Below are 19119 nucleotides of genomic sequence, written 5' to 3' on the forward strand. Positions count from 1 at the left end.
AAATGGGCGCCAAAATGCGGTTTAACACAATGATATATTTGATAAAGTAGGTTTTATGGATTTTTCTTCACACCGTCAGCAGCTTGTTATTGCCGATCGAAAATTAAGTTACCTTGATGTCGGCTCAGGCCCTGTATTGTTGTTTGGGCACAGTTATTTATGGGATAGCGCTATGTGGGCGCCTCAAATTGCCACCTTAAGCGCCCAGTATCGCTGCATAGTGCCTGAACTTTGGGGCCATGGTCAGTCAGATTTACTGCCCAATAACTGCAAAACGCTACTCGATATTGCCGATCAAATGCTTGAGCTAATAGATGCTCTTGAGATAAGTCACTTTAGTGTTGTCGGACAATCTGTCGGTGCTATGTGGGGCGCAGAATTGGTACTGAAAGCACCAACAAGAGTTAAAACCCTCGTTATGCTCAACAGTTTTATCGGCTTCGAACCCGAAGTCACCCGTGCGAAATATGATGGCATGCTGGATATGATTACCGCCGCTAAGGCGATCCCTGCGCCGCTGATCAGTGCAATTTCACCTTTATTCTTCGCCAATGATGCCGCAAATAACACTCCCGAACTGGTTACGGGCTTTGAACAGTCACTTGCTAGTATCACAGCGGAGCAAATCCCCACGATAGTTAAACTTGGACGAATGATTTTTGGTCGTCGCGATACCATGGAATACGCCGAGCAATTGACGCTACCCTGCCTCATCATGGCTGGCGTGGAAGATAAGGCCCGCAGCGTATTGGAAAGTTACCTGATGAGTGATGCCATTGACGGCAGCCAACTTGTGCATATTCCTGCGGCAGGACACATATCAACTCTCGAACAAGCGGAATTTATTAACCAACATTTAGCCGATTTTCTGGCTAAACATTATTAATCAATTGCTAAATCTACACTTCAAGGTGCGAAAACTCGCATCTTGAAGATGAGTATTTCTACTTAGTACATGTTACCAAAATGTGCTTATATCAATATTGCTCACCCATACTTAATTCCTATTTTATGGATAAATACATTAGGCTTTACTTTATTAAAGTCTGTTATTGAGCACGCCTCGTTTCATTAAACTCACCTGTTAAACCTCTATTACAAGTAAAGACCTTGTTTTTGTTCCAATCGGCTTAAAAAATGTTGCACAAAGGTGAAATCTACTAATTATCAACTACCTTTATACTGTATTCCCTCAACAAGGTATTCTGCCATGAGAAAAAGTACAGTTGCCCTCTGCGTATTCAGCACACTTTATATGCCGTCTCTTTATGCCGATGTTCAAATAAATGGATTTGCCTCTATTGTCGCGGGCTCGAGTCTAAGTGACGATAAAAGCTATTATGGTTACGATAAAGAACTCGATTTTAATAATGATTCCAAAGTTGCCTTACAATTTACCGCCGATCTTGGTAGTGGCTTAAGAGCTACTGCACAAGTGCTATCCAGAGGCAGTAACGATTATAGCGCTGAATTCGAATGGGCTTATATCTCCTATGACATCAGCGACAAACTTATGCTTATGGCAGGTCGCCAACGTTTTAATCTCTATAAATACTCCGATTATATTGATGTAGGCTATGCCTATCATTGGATCACTCCGCCCCGCGGAGTTTATTCACTGCCATTTAATTCAGGTGAAGGTGTAGGCTTAGTTTATGCCGATTTATGGGGAGATACCGAAGTAGGTTTGACCTATAAATACATTACCACTTCAGTTTCTGACTACTCACCTACCGGTTCATCAACGCCTCCTGCGCCCTTCTCCGCCGAGGGCCACATAATGAACTTTAACTTTGTAACCTCAGGGTTTGAGTACGGTTTAAATATTGGCATAGTCACCGATTTCTCCTACGAATTACCCGCACTGCTTGGCTTAGGCAATGCAATTTCTCAAACCGGACTCTTTACTCAGCAAGTAGTTGATGATCTTTTACCGATTAATGACAGCGCGTTACTCATTGGCGCGAATGTTAAATATGATGCTGAAAAATGGTTTATTTTGGCCGAATACACACGAATTGATGTCGATCCCAGTAGCTTTAATATTCAAGATTCAGCCTTTGTTTCCGGCGGGATCCGCTATCACGATTTCACCTTCCACTTAACCTACGGTATTGATAAAGGTGAGCCCCAATACGATGCCTATGACGCTATGTTACCTGTTTACAATGGTCTGCCACCGGCAAACCAAGCTGCACTCGCACCGCTTGTTTTTGGAACACAAGCGGCGCTTGAAGCACAGCAGGAAGACAGCGCCTACTACATCATAGGCACCCGCTGGGATTTCCATCCTTCTGCCGCACTGAAACTAGAGTACACCAACTACAGTAACGACAAACCGTCCTCCGATGAACAGTTGCTGAGTATGGCAATAGACTTAGTTTTTTAAGGAGTTAAGCATGAAACTATTAATAAGTTCTCGGTTGATGATAAAAACCTTAGTCGCCAGTGCGCTTCTATTTGGCAGTGCCTGTGTTCAAGCCGAAATTGCCGTCGTGGTGCATCCTTCTAATACGTCAGAAATTAGCGCTGCGGATATTTCACGGATCTATTTAGGCAAACTCAAGTCTTTCCCCAGTGGTGGTACTGTCGTCGCACTCGATCAACCTGAAGGTACGCCCGCACGTGATGCCTTTGTTAAACAGATCCTTAATAAAACCGAGAGTCAGTTAAAAGCCTATTGGTCAAAACTGGTCTTTTCAGGCCAAGGTCAACCGCCCAAAGTCGTCGACTCCAGCGCTGAAATGCTCGCATTGATTGCCGCCAATCCCAATATGATCGGATTTGTTGACGTCAGCGAAGTAAACGACAGCGTGAAAGTGATCAGTAAGTTCTAACCCATACTGCATCATCCTTGTCCGCCTTAACCTGTGGCGGACAAGGTTTCCACTCAGCATTAGCGCGATATAAACAACAAGCACATTATCAAATGGTTCTTGAACCCTCAGAGAGGGCTTATCCATTTGCAGTACTATTAAGAAAAAATAATCTCGATTTTTCAATATCCTGATTCAAACCTTAATTGGATAGACCAGCAGAGCCAAATTTGCTGGTATACTCTTGCTAAAAATGTGCTGCTTGCATGAATTAGAGCATGAGAAGACATTTTATATGTCAATAAAACAATAGGTTAAAATGAAACTACTCAAACCTTTATTCGACAATAACCGCCGCTGGGCCGGACGTATACGCCAAGAAAATCCTGATTTTTTTGAACAATTAGCGAAACAGCAACATCCTGAATACCTGTGGATTGGCTGCTCAGATAGTCGCGTACCCTCAAACCAAATCATTGATCTTATGCCCGGTGAAGTCTTTGTTCACCGTAATATCGCCAACATGGTGATCCATACCGATCTTAACTGCTTATCTGTACTGCAATACGCCGTCGATGTGCTCAAGGTGAAGCATATTATGGTGGTGGGTCACTACGGCTGTGGTGGTGTGCGCGCGGCCATGGGTCAGCAACGCTTAGGACTCATCGATAACTGGCTCGGGCATTTACGTGATATCTATCGTATTTATCAGGAAGAATTACAACAGATGGACGAAGCCAAACGTTTTGATCGCCTGTGCGAGCTAAACGTGATTGAGCAGGTTGCTAATGTGACCAGTTCAACCATAGTGCAAGAAGCTTGGGATCGCGGCCAAGAAGTGGCGGTACACGGCTGGATTTACGGCATTGATAACGGTTTACTGACAGATTTAGATGTCACGGTTGACCGTGAACATGGTTTAGCTAATCCACGCTAACAGCCTGAATGTCGGCTTTCAACACCCCGCTGAGTGTCATCAATGCTCAGATAAAACCTGCCGCTGTGCAGGTTTTTCTTTTTCCATGACAATTTTCAGCAATAAAACATCGCAAGGGTCTATTACGCCAGTTATAATCCGCCAGTTAATTGCAGGCGACCTATGCGCCACAAATTCTAAGGAGATACCTTCCATGCCCGGTTTTGAATTATTTGGTCCTGAAGAGAAGCAGGAAGTCGCTGACGTTATGGAAAACGGTTTTACCTTCCGTTACAACTTCGACCATATGCGTAATGATCGCTGGAAGACGCGCGATATGGAGCAACTGCTTTGCGAGAAGATGAACGTGAAGCATGCTCACCTTTTATCAAGCGGTACTGCTGCGCTGCAAACGGCCATGATGGCTGCAGGCATTGGTGCTGGCGATGAAGTTATCGTGCCACCTTTTACCTTTGTAGCCTCAGTTGAAGCGATTTTTATGGCAGGCGCTATTCCGATTTTTGCCGAAATCGATGAGACATTGTGTTTATCTCCAGAAGGTATCGAAGCCGCGATTACCCCACGCACTAAAGCCATCAACTTAGTGCACATGTGCGGTTCTATGGCGAAGATGGACGAGATCAAAGCCGTCTGTAAAAAACATAACTTACTGATTTTAGAAGATGCTTGCCAAGCCATCGGTGGTAGCTACAAGGGCCAAGCCCTAGGTACTATCGGTGATGTGGGTTGTTACTCATTCGATTCAGTCAAAACCATCACCTGTGGTGAAGGTGGCGCTGTGATCACTAACAACACAGAAATCTACAACAACGCGCACATGTTCTCAGATCACGGCCATGACCATATTGGTAAAGACCGCGGCGCAGAGTCACACCCTATCATTGGCTTGAACTTCCGTATTTCGGAAATGAATGCCGCCTTAGGGTTAGCGCAGTTACGTAAACTCGATACCATTATCGATATTCAACGTAAAAACAAAAAGACCATTAAAGATGCAATGGCCGCTATTCCAGAAGTCACCTTCCGCCAGATCCCAGATCCCGAAGGCGACTCGGCTGGCTTCTTAACCTTTATGTTGCCAACCGAAGCGCGCACGCAAGAAATCAGCAAAAAACTGGCTGAAAACGGCGTTGATGGTTGCTTCTACTGGTATGTAAACAACTGGCATTATTTGAAAAACTGGAAACACATTCAGGAGCTTAAGGCATCTGCTGCGTTGCCAATCACATTAATCGCCGACAGACCTGACTATACTCAAGTTTCTGTGCCTAAATCCGATGCCATTATGAGCCGCACGATTTCTATGCTCATCAAGTTGTCTTGGACCGATGCTCAGATCGCCGAGCGTATCGAAAACATCAAGAAAGCATTTGCCCAATAATTCTACGGGAGTTTGTTGCAATGAGTTTTAAGAATTTTAAAGTAGTTGAAAAAATGATCTTCGGCCGTGGCTCATTCGTCCAATTGGATGAAGTGTTAGCTGCTGAACGTAAAACCGCCGACGATTTCGTGGTGTTTTTAGTCGATGACGTGCATCAAGGCAAAGCCCTTGAGGGCCGCATTCCAGCTAAAGCACAAGACATGGTAATTTGGGTTAACGTTGATGAAGAGCCAAGCACAATTCAAATCGATGCCCTGACTGAACAAGTTCAAGCTTTCAATAGCAAACTGCCAGTGAGCGTCGTCGGTTTAGGTGGCGGTTCAACCATGGACGTAGCTAAAGCGGTATCGCTGATGCTGACCAACCCAGGTGGCTCTGCTATGTATCAAGGTTGGGACTTAATCAAGAACCCAGCGGTACACCACATTGGTATCCCAACGATTTCTGGTACTGGTGCAGAAGCGTCACGCACCGCAGTATTATGTGGTCCAGTACGTAAGCTAGGCCTGAACTCAGATTACACAGTATTCGATCAAATCATCATGGATTCTGAGTTAATCGAAGGCGTAGAAACGGACCAATGGTTCTACACAGGTATGGATTGCTATATCCACTGTGTTGAATCTTTACAAGGTACCTTCTTAAACGAGTTCTCTAAATCCTACGCTGAAAAAGCCATGGATTTATGTCGCCAAGTGTACTTAGACGGCCACGTAGAAAAAGACGACAAGCTAATGATGGCGTCTTTCATGGGCGGTATGAGCATAGCGTATAGCCAAGTGGGTGCCTGTCATGCGGTATCTTACGGTCTGTCTTACATCCTGGGTTACCACCATGGTATCGGCAACTGTATCGCCTTTGACGTGTTAGAAGAATTCTATCCAGAAGGTGTTGAAGAGTTCCGTCTGATGATGAAGAAACATAACATCACGCTGCCGAAGAACATCTGTAAAGATCTGCCAGACGAAACGATAGCGAAAATGGTTGCCGTGACTAAGAGCATGGGTCCACTATGGGCTAACGTTTACGGCGCGGGTTGGGAAGAGAAAGTCACAGATGAAATGTTGACTGCCCTGTTCCGTCGTATCTAAGCTCTAACACATGTTAAAAGGGCTCAATTGTGAGCCCTTTTGTCTATATGCATTGTATATCTACACTGTATATTTTTGATAAAAGTAGGATAATTTGATGAATGTGACTCTGTTAATCCCGGCTCGTTACGGTTCAAGCCGCTTCCCGGGCAAACCCTTAGCCCCGATTAACGGCAAGCCAATGATCCAACACGTGTATGAACGCGCGTCGTTAGCCAAAGGCCTCACCAATATTTACGTCGCTACCGATGATGATCGCATTAAAGCGGCCGTTGAAGGTTTTGGCGGCAAAGTAGTCATGACCAGCCCAGATGCAGCCTCGGGTACAGATCGTATCAATGATGCAATAAACCAACTGGGACTAAAAGATGACGACTTAGTGATCAACCTACAGGGCGATCAACCTCTTATTGACCCAACCTCTATCGAGCAAGTCATCAGCCTCTTCGAGCGTCACCCTGGTGAGTTTGAAATGGCCACCTTAGGCTTTGAAATCGTCAATAAAGCCGAGCTTGACGATCCTATGCATGTGAAGATGGTGTTCGATAACAACAACTACGCCTTATATTTCTCTCGTTCGCGTATTCCTTTTGGCCGCGATACTCAAGATTACCCCGTTTATAAACACTTAGGTGTGTATGCTTATACACGCAAATTCGTACAGGCCTTCGCCGCCCTACCATTAGGTCGTCTAGAAGATCTGGAAAAACTCGAGCAATTACGTGCATTAGAGTACGGCCATAAGATCAAAATCGCCATTAGCGCCTTTGATTCTATTGAAGTTGATACGCCAGAAGACATTCGTAAATGTGAGCAACGTTTAGCGGTTGATTAATCGCCCGTTAGGTGTGCGCGAGTCAATTCGAAACAGGAGCTGAGTATGTCGACCTTAGAAGTCTGGATCATTATTATTTTGATCGTCGGTGTCATCGCCAGCAATCTTGCTGCGTTGAAGTACAGTGCTAAGTTCAAACTGCCGCAGTTCGGTCAACATGGTAAAGATAAGCAGATAAAGTCAAGTACTGCGAAGCCTTCGGCAGCAGACAATGATGCCGATGCGGCTTCAAATAAGCCAGGTTCTGCGGACTCAGAACCCAATAAAGCAGATCAAAGTAAAACTGAGCCACCTAGGGGCTAAACTCAATGGCGGCTTTTAAAAAGTGAGTCTAAAGATGGCTCTTGAACACGCCTTTTAAAGACTTTGCTATAAACACTGAGCAATGACGCTCGCAAACATAGAAAAGGCGCCACAGGCGCCTTTTTTGTCTCTCAAATAACAAGCTAGTCAATGCCACTCATCAGCCTTAGGCTTTTTTCGCTGATGTGCGACTCAATGGCTGCTCCTCAAGGTGCGCCACTAAAAAGACTAAAAAGCGAAACAGGGATTTAATCTTAAGATCATGATTTTTATTGGGCTCAGCCGCAACTAACTTCTGCAGCGATTTGATTCTAGCGTAAGCATTCTCGACTAAAGCGTCGTTCTCTTTACCGACATATTTATTAAACTCGGCAAATTCACCAATAAATTTCAGTGTCACTTTACGGCGATTTAACGCAGTGAGTGCTGCGCCCTCTTTCAGTTTTGCCTCAAAAATACTGCATTCTAAACCGCTGGCGATCGCGCTTTGCGATAAACCGCTGCTTAACGCATCGGCCAGAAAACCCAAATTGGCTTTTAATTCAAAGGCAATCGCCTGCTTACTGGCGCTCGATTGCTGCCAGCGACTGCGTTCCTTATCGAAAATATCGTATAGCTCTTTCCAAATGCTCATGCGCTTTGCCTAACTTGCACTGAATCGCTCCCTTCGTATATAGCACTCGACTTTTTTGAAATGCTAGCGTTGTTAATACTAACGTTTTTAATACTAGCGACTGAAAGTTATCATAAATTTAAGGTTTTCGGCATAGCGCTATGATAAATAATGGTTTAAAAATGAGTTAAAGCACATTCACACTAAAACTAAAATCGGCATAAAAAAATGACCCGAACGAGTCGGGCCAGAGTGCAAGCCATATTCACTGTGAGAGCCATGTGAAAACTGCCTGAGTGAGAAACAAGCTCAGTGCAAACTCATGACTAACTCACTACTCATCTAATGACATATAAAGTTAAAGCGCTTGCGATTTTTTCGCGTTATTTTTCTCGGCGGCGAGTCGACGCTGCGCTTCTTTTTTCTCACGGCGCGCTTCAATCACTTGATTTACATCGCTACCGATATGCGCTTCATTACGGGCTTTAGCCAGATTCACTTGACGTTCACGCTCAACGAAACGTTTACGCTGCTCGTCAGAAATTTTATCGATACAATGTGGGCAACTGACACCTTGCACATAGGCAGGGCTCTGTTTTTCAGCTTCGGTGATTGGCATACGGCAAGCATTACATTGATCGTATTGGCCTTTCTTCAAGTCATGGTTCACTGCAACGCGGTTATCGAATACGAAGCACTCGCCTTCCCACAAACTTTCTTCCGCTTTGACTTCTTCGAGATATTTAAGAATACCGCCTTCAAGATGATACACCTCGTCAAAGCCTTGCTCTTTTAAATAAGCAGTTGATTTCTCACAGCGAATACCGCCAGTACAGAACATGGCGACCTTCTTATGTTTAGCAGGATCAAGATTCTGCTTCACATATTCAGGGAATTCTCTGAAGGTTTCAGTCACAGGATTAACGGCATTTTTGAAAGTGCCGATTTGCACTTCATAGTCGTTACGGGTGTCGACTAAAATCACGTCCGGATCAGAAATCAGCGCATTCCAATCTTGAGGCTTCACATAGGTGCCAACCACTTTAAGTGGGTCAATACCTTCAACGCCCATAGTCACGATTTCGTTTTTCAGTTTGACTTTAGTGCGGTAGAACGGCATTTCATCGTCAAATGATAACTTGTGAACGATATTATCTAGGCCATTTTGGCTATTAAGCCACACTAATAACGCTTCAATCGCTTCTTGAGTGCCAGCAACTGTGCCATTGATCCCTTCACTTGCGAGGAGCAGAGTGCCTTTAATCTCAGCCTGTTCCATCATAGCGAGCAATGGCGCTCGGATAGATTCAAAATGCGGTAACGACACGAATTTATATAACGCACATACGACAACTTTAGCCATAACACCCTCTTTGCTAGCTGGAACTTAATTTCCAGTGCATAAACAAATCAATCATCTGCAGCCTTGCTGCAGATCCCAAAAATAGCGCGGAATTCTACCTGAGTCACAGCAAGATAAACACAGATAAAATACAGGGTCTTTAATTCTTTACGCACAGTGGTGAGAAAAATCATTCTATGATGGCAATTTAAGCAGAAATCCCAGTATGAAAGCGTTACCATCTGCGCCCTTTAAACATTGCATGATTGGCACACAACATTTGCATTGGCATACTCGCGTCGTCAATAAGCATGACACGCTGACATCAGCTTTAGTCGCATCAACTTCCACGCATGGCGCCGCACAGTAGAGGAAATCCGAATGACTCTTGCCGTCTTATACACCTTCCGCCGTTGCCCCTATGCAATGCGAGCACGTTTAGGACTCTTGTTAGCCCAATGCAATGTTGAAGTCCGTGAAATCGCCCTTAAAGCCAAACCACCACAAATGCTAACTGCCTCACCTAAGGGTACTGTGCCGGTATTAGTGCTAGCAAACGGCGAGGTGATTGCCGAAAGTCTTGAGATCATGCGCTGGGCACTCACGCAAGCCGATCCCTTAGATCTGCTATGTCAGCAAAGCCCTGTAATTGAAGATAAAATGGCACAGCTTATCGCGAAAAATGATCAGCAATTTAAACCATGGCTTGACCGCTATAAATATGCCGACCGTTACCCTGAGCAAACGCAAGCTTATTATTATCAGCAGGCGAGTCATTTCCTCCTACAACTTGAAACATGCTTAGGGCAACACCCCTTTTTAGTCGCCGATACACCTCGCCTTGCCGACTACGCAATCGTACCTTTTGTACGCCAGTTTGCCGCAGTGGATCTTAAACGTGCACTTAGTGATGATTTTCCGCGAGTCGCCGCTTGGCTAAATCGACTTATTTCGAGTGACATATTTATTCGTGCGATGGAAAAATATGTGATCTGGGACGCTAGCCATTCTCCAATTTGCTTGTTAGGAGACGTGTAAGCCAATAAGATTTAAAGATTATTTTTATTTTATGTTATAGCCATCGGTAAAATATTCGAGTAAGGTATTTGCCACTAGGTAACTAATTTAGCTAATCGTAGCTAGACAATCTTCTCAAGAAAAGTAACCACGCCTAAAGACTCAAGGACGTGAATGATAGAATACAAGGATAAGACAGTTGGAAAATATGGATATTAATATCGTTATTATGCTTGGGGGCCTGGTGCTATTGCATTGTCTATTTGCCCTTCGGGCCTTCAAAAGTACAGTGGATCTCAGCACCAACAAAAAGTGCTTATGGTGCCTACTGAGTCTGATACTCGGCCCTATGGGTTATTATGGCTTTCACGGTTTTATTCCCCTAGATAGAATTCTCAAAGACTAAACGGTAAAACTGAATACCTTCAAAAAACTAGTCATACCATTGATTTACTTATCAAATTAAGACAAAAAATAGCGCAACCTTAAGCTGCGCTATTTTTACGACCCAGTTTAATCAATCAAGGCATTACAGTTAACTACAAATGACTGTGCAACAATACCGAGTCATCAGGAACTTTTTGGATCACAGGCGCTTGCCCTTCAGCCAAGGCTTGTTTATAGCTTTGATTCATTTTAAGGGCGAGATACAAATCTGGCCGGATCAAAATACCACCTTCCCCTGTCTGCATGCCCGCTTGCTCAAACCAACTCAGCATCTGCCGTTTACGTCCCGCAAGCACTAAACGAACGCCACGTTTTTTAAGCAGTTGATGTAAATCAGCCAACATGGCCATCACACTTAAATCCAAATGGGTAAAACAAGGCACTGCATCAATAATGATGCAATCGACAGGCTCAGATTCCCGAATAAACTTTTCCAGCAAACGGCGCTTAAAATACGTCGCATTAAAGTAAGTTAACGGCGAATTAAAGCGATATATAAATACTCCTGGAACCGATTTAGCTTTACCCGATTCATCGACACTACGGATAACGCCCTTATGATCTAAACCAAGCACTTGATCCGTAGGCCGCATCACAGTAGCGAGGAACTGGAATAAACCCAGTAATACAGCCAAGGTTATCCCAGGGATAACCCCAATAAACAACACAGAGAACAAGGTGATACAGGCAAGTAAAAAAGCAGACCTATCCCGCACTCGTAGATTCCACAGTGACTTTAAATCGATAAGCGAGATTGAGGCAATCACCAGCACCACACCTAAGGCGGCACTGGGGATGAACTTCAAAGGCGCAGTGAAAAATAGCGCCACAACACCAATCAATACCGCCGCAATGATAGACACTAACTGGCTCTTACCACCATTGGCATCATTAACCGCAGTGCGGGAATCCGCGCCGCTCACCGCAAAACCTTGAGATATGGCTGACGCTATATTGGCTATACCTAACGCCCTGAACTCTTTATCGGCATCTATATCGTAACCGTTTTTTGCCGCAAAGCTTCGAGCCGTCAACATCATGCTCACAAAGCTCACCATGGCTAAGTTAAGCGCTGGTACCACAAGCTCACGGGCGATACCTAAATCAAATACAGGCGCTTGGAATGAAGGTAATCCTGAGGTCACTTCTCCGACGACGCTAATATCAAAGCTCGTCAGGTTAAACACCCAAACAAGGAAAGCCGCCATCGCCATTGCGCACATAGAAGCAGGCCATTGAGGACGAAACCGTTTCACTAAGGCATAAGTCGCTAGCGTCACAATCCCCATAGTCAATGTCGGCCAATGGGTTTTGGATAAGTAAGAAGGCGCACCGCTGAGGCGTTCGATTAGATAACGCTCATCGAAGGTAAAACCGAAGATTTTTGAAAACTGTCCCACGATAATGGTAATTGCAACGCCATTAAGCAGCCCCATCAAAATCGGTTTTGATAGAAAATCGGCGAGCACCCCCAGCCTAAAACGACTCGCAATCAAGCACCAAAAGCCTGTCATGGCCGTCATGGTCATCACTAACTGCCAGTGCTTCATGCTATCCCCTGCAGCTAGGGGCGTGACAACCGCGGCGATAACAGCACAAGTCGCCGCATCTGGACCCACGATTAATTGTTTTGAGGTGCCAAATAGAGCATATACCAACATAGGCAATACGCAGGAATACAAACCAACGGCAGCATTCACACCTGTGAGCTGGGCATAAGCAATCGCTACGGGTAATGCCACAGCGGCAACGGATAAGCCTGCGCGCACATCATCCCTAAGCCATTGCTTTTCATATTGTAATAATTGCGCCAATCCCGGCATAAACGAAATCAAACTAGGGAACTTCACTCGGCAACCTCCATATACACACTATCAAGATAAGCAACAAGTATAACTGAGACTGAAAATGTTCAGCTAAAAGGTCATTACCTAAAAAGCCATCAATAGTATGTTGGTTATGGCATAAAGCCAATCATTACGCGAGTGTCTTCCTCAGAATATTTATAGGGTTAGGCACTTAATTCAAGCCAAGCTAGCGTAATATCATAGGTAATGACACTAAGAGCAAGCTGCCCATAAACCAATTAAAATGGCGCTTACGTCTATCGGTATTGAGTTTCTTACTGATCGCTGCACCGACAAATACCCAAGTAAATGATGCAGGAAATCCCACTATGTTGAACATTAATACGCCAAGAAACGCACTCAACCAAAAGCCATCGCCACTTAATGTAAAAGCGCTACACAGGGTAATCGTCGACATCCAAGATTTAGGGTTAATCCATTGAAATAATGCAGCTTCAATGAGCGTCATAGGTTTTCGTCCATCATCCAAATGCGTGCTCTGCACTGGCGACGTCACTAATTTGTACGCGAGATACAGCAAATATGCTAAAGCGAAATATTTCAATACTTGGTGCAAGACCGGTAATGCTTCAAACAAGGTACCGAGGCCGAATAATACCGCAAGATGTAAAGAGGTCGAACCCAAGCGGATCCCTGCAATATGTGGCACGGTACGCAGCACACCAAAATGTGCTCCAGAGCTAGCTAAGAGAATATTGTTCGGTCCGGGAGTCATTGTCATAGTCGCGCAAAACAGCGCGGTCGAGGCCATTAAAGTCCATAATTGTGGATCATAAAGCAGTGCAGTATTCATATTCGCCTTAAATTGCATGCATACATTTGTTGACATAAAAAGATGCAATAAATAATATACGGAGAATATTAGAGATCAATGGATTAATTGTCATGGGTACAATCTGGACACCAGACCTAACGACTTTTTCAGGCCCGAAATATCAGCGCTTAGTCAGTGCCATAGAACAAGGCATTTTGCAGAAGGTGTTAACCCAAGGTAGTAAACTGCCACCACAGCGCCGTTTAGCCGATGCCTTAGGCATCACTATTGGCACCGTGACCCGCGCCTATGCATTGGCGGAACAAAGGGGTTACGTCGAAGCGCGTGTGGGAGATGGCACCTATGTCAATGCCTCCCCTGTACCTGAAATGGGTAACGTACAATTGAATATGGCGACCTGTCAGCAGCCACTCACAGATCAAATCAGCACCCTAAGCGATTGCCTCAGCCAATTAGCGAAAGACCCCACTAAATTGAGTCAGTTACTCGGTTATCGCGCCAGTCCATTAGATCAACACCAACAAGTGTTCCACCAATGGTTAAACCAACGCGGCATACAGCAAACGCCCGAGCAACTGGTCTTTACCCATGGCGGCCAGCAAGCCATTTTTGCCTGTTTGAGCGCATTTTTATCAACAGGCGATGTACTGTTACACGAGCAATACAGTTATCCAGGCGTGAGAATTTGTGCTAAACAGCTTGGTGTCACTAGCGTTGGAGTGCCCCTTATCCACGAAGGATTAGATCTGCCGCGCTTTGAAGCCCTATTACAGATCCACAACCCTAAATTAGTCTATCTCACACTGAATAATCAAAACCCCACTTGCATTCAGTACAGTGAATCACAGCGGCAAAAAATCCTTGAATTATCAGAGCAATATCAATTCTATATCATTGAAGATGACGTGAATTATTGTTTACCTGAAGAATGGCATTCACCCCTGTGGCAATTAGCAAAACAGCTGGCGATACCACGGGTGATTTATATTTCCAGCCTGTCAAAATTGTTTTCTGGCGGCTTAAGGCAAGGTTTTATTCTGGTTCCTGACCCCCTTATCGCCCAAGTGCGACTTGCTATCCATAGCCAATGCTGGATGGTGTCGCCGCTGAATATTGAAATAGCCTGTCAGTTGATAAAGAAAGGTCATATCACTGCAGAACGAGATACGCTCGTACGTCAACGCCAACGTCACTGTATCGCCATGGGCGAACGGCTGGGATTAACCCAAACTTGGCGAGGGTTAAACGGTTGGATACAACTGCCAGAAGATATCAAAGCCCATCATCTCGTTACCGCACTGGCCGCAAAAGGCATATTAGTCCGTAATGGTGATGACTTTAATTGCCATGATAATTTTATCCGCTTGAGCCTTGGTGGCGCCGAAAACGAGACTCAATTTCAGCATGCAATTGAGTGTATCGAGGCAACGATTCACTCCCTCGTACAAAATGCCTATTCCGTGGTGTAGTGTAAAGGCGCTTAAAGACCATTAAGCTCAGCCAATTTTTATGCGCCATTTCAGATGAAATTAATTCACACAAAATGGCGAATTTTGTAGAAGAGTGAATAAAAAAAGCGCCAGTAGCATGCATGCTACTGGCGCGGATGTTACTGACAAGCTTGATGAACTATCGGTGAGCCATTAGCTATAACTTACTAGTGCACCACTATTTAATCTTAAGTTGGTAAACACTCGTGGTGCCACTAACTTCATTGCCTATGATTAATAAAGGATTACCATTAGGGCTTTTATCGGCACTGACAAATTTCATCCCTTCTGGTCCCAAATCACCCGCCAATGTTGCATCACCTTTGACAGCACCTGTAGCGGTATCGACAACGAAGTCAGCTTCAAAATCACGATTCACAACATAGTCGACAAAATGCACATCGAAAGGATTAGTCACGTCATAGATCATAAAGCCAGAGGTACGTTCTAAACCAACAAAGGCATATAGTCGTTGACCAATTTGGCCTAGGGCTAAAGCTTCTGGCTCTGGCCCCTTGTCATCGCTGCGACTATCACCTTTATTTTCTTCGTTGTTATTGTTGAACTTATCCCCCAGTAGTGCGGCGGTAATACGCTCAAAATCACTGCCACTGTCAAACACTTGCTGACCATCAGTATTCCAAATCGAGAATGAACGAGCACCAAAGCTCACGACTTTGTCGTAGTCGCCATCCTTATCATCATCCCCCATACTCGTCGTTACCTTAAGACGCGCTAATTGGGTTTTATCTTTTGCGGCGGCAAATTGTGGGTGATTCGGGTCGAGCACTAAATCCCCTGCGCGGGCTTCTTCCGAAAAAGCCGCATAGTCACGGGAGTCACCTTCATTCGCAGTCACAATAAAGTCAGTATTATTCCAACGGTAGCTAGCAAGGGTATCGGGTTGATACATGCCGTACACCCCTGTGTAGCTTTGCTGGTTAACAAGATTATCTTTGTCACTCGCATCAATTTTATTCACATCAAGCCCGTAATCTTTGAGGCCTAGCGGTAAAATCTTCGAGACTTTCGCATTGGCGATATCAATCACGGCAATAGCATTGTTCTCTTGTAAACTGACAAATGCACGGCGGTTATCTTGGCTAATGGCGATATATTCAGGTTCTAAATCCTGCGCCACACTCGCCATTGGGCCATTAATTTTAATGTCAGCGGTGATTTCAGTTGCACGCGCACCGCCCTGATTAAACGCACTAAAATTTATGATGGTCGCAGTAGCTGCGGGCTTATCGTCAGTAATAGCAATCAACGCAACACTGCCTTCAGGATCTAAGGTATAAGCAGGATTAGGTTCGCCTTCATTGGCCACGAGTAAGGTTTTACCATCGTGGGTGAACACTACATTATCGGGTAAAGCACCGACTTCGACGGCGCTGATAAACTGCGGAGCATCTGTGCCATTAAGCTGATAAAAAGCCACAAAACCATTGGCTTGGGTTTCATTGCCTGCAGCGTCACCACGCTCAATGGCAGCCGCTAACAAGTTGCCTGAAATACTCACGCTGTTCACGCTACCCATAAAGGTTTGACCCACATCCTTAGCAACATCGAGTTCTGCTAATTTTTCGAGATTATTCAATGCTAAAGGATCTGTGGCGTTTGATGCAGTCGCTAATAAGCTGCCATCGATAATATCGACTTTGCCGCTAATCGCATTGACCACAAAAATACGGTTTGAAGCACTATGATATTCAACGATTTCGGCGGCACTTAAGCCATAAACGCCAGTCTGATGACGACCAATTAACTCAGCTTTTAAGCTTGCAGTTTGTGGCTGGCAAACATATTGGGTTTGCGCGACCGCAATTTCATTGTCATCCAATTGTCCATTATGGTTGGCATCTAATCCGGTATCGATTCGCTGACCACCGGCGGGACAATTTGCATCACCGATAGTTAATGCGGTCACTTTAACCAGTGAATTTAAGCCGTTGTGGCCTTTATCACCTGCAGCGCCATCATCACCGCTGCAAGCACCGAGTAATAAGCTCGCCATAATGGCGGCTGCAAGCGGGAGTCGTTGTGTTTTCATCGTGTCATTCCTGAATATTTTATTTTTAGTAAGGTGAAGCTAAAGCCCACTAAATTAGTCAGCATAAAAGACACCTAGATGACAAAGCAGTGACACTCAGATGACAACTAACACTTTTGAATGAAGCATATTGGAGGATAACGGCTCGAGCCGCCAAGGTTATGCCTCGATTATCGAGACTTGCTACTTAGTTACAATTTAATCGGTAAAATACGGTAAAGAAATCATCGCAAAGATTGGTTTATTTGTCCTAGCGCTTTACTATGCTATTGCTTAATGCCTTACCGTGAAAATTGATCGAAGCACAATTCACTTTTCCCCAAACACTGCCAATTAGCGCAAGATGCTGGCTAAAAATGGACGGATTAGAGTGAATTGTCCTAGTACAATTTAAACCACGCCGCATAACCCTGAGAAATACGCTTTCTATTCTTTCGCCACCCGAGGTAACAGTGGACCCACAATCACAACCTTCTGCCCATAACGGTAGACGTATACCGAATTTAGCACTGCTTATTCCCATGCTAGCGGCGATTGTCGCGATCACACCATTAGCCATCGACATGTACTTACCTGCGATGTCGACATTGGCCCTTAGTTTTCATACCGATATCACAACAGTGCAACAGTCCCTGAGTATCTACTTAGCAGGTTATGCACTGGGCATGTTGTGTTTTGGCCCCTTAGCTGACCGCATTGGCCGTCGCCCTATGGTGATAATGGGGCTGAGTGGCTTTATGCTAACCAGTTTACTGATTGGTTTTGCTGGTCAAGTCGAAGTCTTTCTTGGGCTACGCTTTTTGCAGGCCTTTATCGGCGCAGCAGCGACTGTGGTGGTGCCGGGATACATCAAAGAAGTCTATGGCGACAATACCGCCAAAGGTATGTCTTACGTGAGTTTAATCATGATGTTAGCGCCATTACTGGCCCCTAGTATTGGCAGCGTTATCTTAGAACTCGGTGATTGGCATTTAATCTTCTTCATTCAATCTGCCTATGCCGCAACCCTGTTATTACTCGTGCTGTTTACGCTAAAAATGCCCAGCGATAAAGATATGGATACCCGCAGCCAAAAATCGTTTCTTGGTGCCTATGCGACCGTATTTTCCCGACCTGGCGTTAAGTTAAACATTGCCAGCGGCGTGTTAACGTCTTTTGCGTTTTTCTGTTATCTCACCGCATCACCCTTCGTTTATATGGAAGTCTTTGCGCTAGATAAATCCTATTTTGCCATCTTGTTTAGCACCAACGTTGGCGCCTTGATGTTGGCCAATATCATTAATACTCGCATTGTCGGCCGCTATGGTTCGCTGCGTATGTTGCACGTATCGACCTTTTTTGGCGCTATTGCGGGAGCAGGTTTATTAACCGTCAACCTACTGGATATGAGCTATCATTTTACCGTGATCATGCTTATTCCTTTAATGGGCAGCCTAGGGGTGATGTCGGTCAACGCCGATGCGATAGTGCTGATGAAGTTCAAACAAGAAACCGGAACGGCAACGGCGGTTATTGGCACCTTAAGATTTGGCTGTGGCGCATTAGCGGGGCCGTTATTAGCGGTGTTCTATGATGGCACAGCAGTGCCCTTCTCTGCCCTCATGTTAGGCTCTATTGTGTTAGTCGGTATTTGCCAATTTAATCGTCCAAAGCATCAAATACAGCCGACGGTTTAAGGATCTATTTTTAAGGTTCCATGGATACCAATGCCACATCGGCAACACATGTTTGATCGCGTGAAAACAGCGCATTGGCTTTCACTAATGTAGAAAATAAGTAATATTTAATCGCAACAGTTAAGTATCTGCTTATCTAACGTCCCACACCAAAACGGCACTTTTAGTGCCGTTTTTGCTTTTTAAGAATCTAACAATCTGAAAAATATAAGATAAGCCCATAAATCAGCCTAGATTACTTGGCGATTCCAGCAAGCTATCCAGCCATTCAAACGTGAAATTGTTTCAAGTTGGTTATTTTTTACATAAAAGGCTTGAAATGTTGTTTTTTTTGAATATGATGAAATTCTGTTCATTGCAACAGTTGCTGCATCCTAAGGATGAATCACTTGTCTTCTACGAAGTCAGTTCAGCATTTCGGAGTCTGAATTACCCTTCAGGCTTAATTTTTAGAGCGATTACCGTCGCTGTAACA

18 protein-coding genes are annotated in these 19119 nt (G+C 44.7%); 12 read left to right on the top strand and 6 right to left on the bottom strand.

The genetic code is table 11. The features are described 5' to 3' along the window. Positions 1 to 55 precede the first annotated feature (55 nt). From CKQ84_RS20710 to CKQ84_RS20745, 8 genes are all read left to right on the top strand, one after another. Complete coding sequence (locus CKQ84_RS20710; protein ID WP_105252604.1) at positions 56 to 886, top strand: alpha/beta fold hydrolase; 831 nt, start codon at positions 56 to 58, stop codon at positions 884 to 886. A 324-nt stretch (positions 887 to 1210) separates the two neighbouring features. Continuing rightward, positions 1211 to 2389: a porin gene (locus CKQ84_RS20715; protein WP_105252605.1), complete on the top strand. Its 1179-nt coding sequence runs from the start codon at positions 1211 to 1213 to the stop codon at positions 2387 to 2389. A gap of 10 nt (positions 2390 to 2399) precedes the next feature. Next, positions 2400 to 2837, top strand: coding sequence for a phosphate ABC transporter substrate-binding protein (locus CKQ84_RS20720; protein ID WP_105252606.1), 438 nt, complete (start codon positions 2400 to 2402; stop codon positions 2835 to 2837). A 298-nt stretch (positions 2838 to 3135) separates the two neighbouring features. Beyond that, positions 3136 to 3753: a carbonate dehydratase gene (gene can / locus CKQ84_RS20725; RefSeq protein WP_028760064.1), complete on the top strand. Its 618-nt coding sequence runs from the start codon at positions 3136 to 3138 to the stop codon at positions 3751 to 3753. Positions 3754 to 3946: 193 nt separating this feature from the next. Beyond that, positions 3947 to 5134: an 8-amino-3,8-dideoxy-alpha-D-manno-octulosonate transaminase KdnA gene (kdnA, locus tag CKQ84_RS20730; RefSeq protein WP_028760065.1), complete on the top strand. Its 1188-nt coding sequence runs from the start codon at positions 3947 to 3949 to the stop codon at positions 5132 to 5134. 20 nt (positions 5135 to 5154) lie between these two features. Further along, positions 5155 to 6225: a 3-deoxy-alpha-D-manno-octulosonate 8-oxidase KdnB gene (gene kdnB / locus CKQ84_RS20735; RefSeq protein ID WP_105252607.1), complete on the top strand. Its 1071-nt coding sequence runs from the start codon at positions 5155 to 5157 to the stop codon at positions 6223 to 6225. Between the two features lie 97 nt (positions 6226 to 6322). After that, positions 6323 to 7060 (top strand): 8-amino-3,8-dideoxy-manno-octulosonate cytidylyltransferase KdsB, encoded by a 738-nt coding sequence (kdsB, locus tag CKQ84_RS20740; protein WP_012197229.1) that lies wholly within the window; start codon positions 6323 to 6325, stop codon positions 7058 to 7060. A 45-nt stretch (positions 7061 to 7105) separates the two neighbouring features. Beyond that, on the top strand, positions 7106 to 7363 hold the full coding sequence (locus CKQ84_RS20745; RefSeq protein WP_105252608.1) for a DUF2897 family protein: 258 nt from the start codon (positions 7106 to 7108) through the stop codon (positions 7361 to 7363). Positions 7364 to 7529: 166 nt separating this feature from the next. Here CKQ84_RS20745 and CKQ84_RS20750 read toward each other — a convergent pair whose 3' ends face one another. The 3 genes from CKQ84_RS20750 to CKQ84_RS23810 form a co-directional block, all read right to left on the bottom strand. Continuing rightward, the gene (locus CKQ84_RS20750) at positions 7530 to 7997 is read right to left on the bottom strand and encodes a hypothetical protein (protein ID WP_105252609.1); all 468 of its coding nucleotides are present in this window, start codon (positions 7995 to 7997) and stop codon (positions 7530 to 7532) included. Positions 7998 to 8334: 337 nt separating this feature from the next. After that, entirely contained in the window at positions 8335 to 9339 is a 1005-nt protein-coding gene (locus tag CKQ84_RS20755; protein WP_105252610.1) for a rhodanese-related sulfurtransferase, read from the bottom strand. 47 nt (positions 9340 to 9386) lie between these two features. After that, positions 9387 to 9560, bottom strand: a complete 174-nt coding sequence (locus CKQ84_RS23810; RefSeq protein ID WP_158683081.1) for a hypothetical protein — start codon at positions 9558 to 9560, stop codon at positions 9387 to 9389. Between the two features lie 139 nt (positions 9561 to 9699). Here CKQ84_RS23810 and CKQ84_RS20760 point away from each other — a divergent pair, with 139 nt between their 5' ends. After that, on the top strand, positions 9700 to 10356 hold the full coding sequence (locus tag CKQ84_RS20760; RefSeq protein ID WP_105252611.1) for a glutathione S-transferase: 657 nt from the start codon (positions 9700 to 9702) through the stop codon (positions 10354 to 10356). 187 nt (positions 10357 to 10543) lie between these two features. After that, on the top strand, positions 10544 to 10741 hold the full coding sequence (locus CKQ84_RS24105; RefSeq protein ID WP_105252612.1) for a hypothetical protein: 198 nt from the start codon (positions 10544 to 10546) through the stop codon (positions 10739 to 10741). Positions 10742 to 10874: 133 nt separating this feature from the next. Here the strand turns inward: CKQ84_RS24105 and CKQ84_RS20770 are convergent, their stop codons facing one another. Both CKQ84_RS20770 and CKQ84_RS20775 read right to left on the bottom strand, forming a co-directional pair. Beyond that, positions 10875 to 12632, bottom strand: coding sequence for a SulP family inorganic anion transporter (locus tag CKQ84_RS20770; RefSeq protein ID WP_105252613.1), 1758 nt, complete (start codon positions 12630 to 12632; stop codon positions 10875 to 10877). Positions 12633 to 12816: 184 nt separating this feature from the next. Continuing rightward, positions 12817 to 13443: a LysE family translocator gene (locus CKQ84_RS20775; RefSeq protein WP_028760074.1), complete on the bottom strand. Its 627-nt coding sequence runs from the start codon at positions 13441 to 13443 to the stop codon at positions 12817 to 12819. 92 nt (positions 13444 to 13535) lie between these two features. Between CKQ84_RS20775 and CKQ84_RS20780 the strand changes: the two genes are divergently transcribed. After that, on the top strand, positions 13536 to 14894 hold the full coding sequence (locus CKQ84_RS20780) for a PLP-dependent aminotransferase family protein (RefSeq protein ID WP_105252614.1): 1359 nt from the start codon (positions 13536 to 13538) through the stop codon (positions 14892 to 14894). Positions 14895 to 15093: 199 nt separating this feature from the next. Here the strand turns inward: CKQ84_RS20780 and CKQ84_RS20785 are convergent, their stop codons facing one another. Then, entirely contained in the window at positions 15094 to 16968 is a 1875-nt protein-coding gene (locus CKQ84_RS20785) for a choice-of-anchor I family protein (RefSeq protein WP_105252615.1), read from the bottom strand. A 452-nt stretch (positions 16969 to 17420) separates the two neighbouring features. Here CKQ84_RS20785 and CKQ84_RS20790 point away from each other — a divergent pair, with 452 nt between their 5' ends. Further along, positions 17421 to 18644 carry a multidrug effflux MFS transporter gene (locus tag CKQ84_RS20790; RefSeq protein ID WP_105252616.1) on the top strand — a complete coding sequence of 408 codons (1224 nt, stop codon included), beginning with the start codon at positions 17421 to 17423 and terminating at the stop codon, positions 18642 to 18644. Positions 18645 to 19119 lie beyond the last annotated feature (475 nt).

Origin of the sequence: Shewanella sp. WE21 (genome assembly GCF_002966515.1) — a bacterium.
In the GTDB taxonomy this organism is placed as follows: Bacteria; Pseudomonadota; Gammaproteobacteria; order Enterobacterales; family Shewanellaceae; genus Shewanella; species Shewanella oncorhynchi.